Origin of the sequence: Shigella sp. FC1967 (genome assembly GCF_001743005.1) — a bacterium.
Taxonomy (GTDB): Bacteria; Pseudomonadota; Gammaproteobacteria; order Enterobacterales; family Enterobacteriaceae; genus Proteus.
The window spans coordinates 1-586 of record NZ_MIIZ01001156.1; the positions used below are offsets into that span (position 1 = coordinate 1).

At 45.6% G+C, this 586-nt stretch carries 1 pseudogene; it reads right to left on the reverse strand.

What is annotated here, in order from left to right:
- Positions 1 to 372 precede the first annotated feature (372 nt).
- Positions 373 to 586, reverse strand: a pseudogene (locus BHE89_RS19565) (fluoroquinolone resistance protein); the annotation flags it as partial.

Here is a 586-nt window from a genome sequence, read left to right on the forward strand (position 1 = left end):
AACGACATTAACCCAAATGCACCACTTGATTGACTCGGACTTAGCCCGGTCTCCGAAAGGATAAACAGGCAAATTGTGGTAGTAAAACGTACCGGAAAAACGAAATTCCGGCTCTACCTCCGAATCACGCTGCGGTATCGAAAGATTACAGTGCGTACCTGATAAGAGCACCAATCAACGGACTAGGGATTTCTTGGATTGCGAAGTGTCGAAAGAAGCCCAACCTAACCAAACTTAGCCAGATTAACGAGCTAAGAGACCATGACCCAATAACTGATCATGGAGAAAAGCAAAGACAAGATGAAGATGTCGCTTCGCTCCGTTTTTGATTAGTACCACATTGGGGGCATTAGGCGTTTTTTTACCTAGATTTTATCGGTGAACAATAACACCTAAACTCTCAACAAGCTGAAGCGCCTGCTCTCCATCCAACTTCACTCCATCTAAATTAATTCGCCTTGCATCAAGCTCGCCAAGCGCCCACCGTAATCACAACCAGTAAAATCAGCCAAAGACCAATCAAACGATGAAAACTCCCCACAAGAAAGATCGGAGCCACGAAACACGGCGCCAGTTATCACAGTGC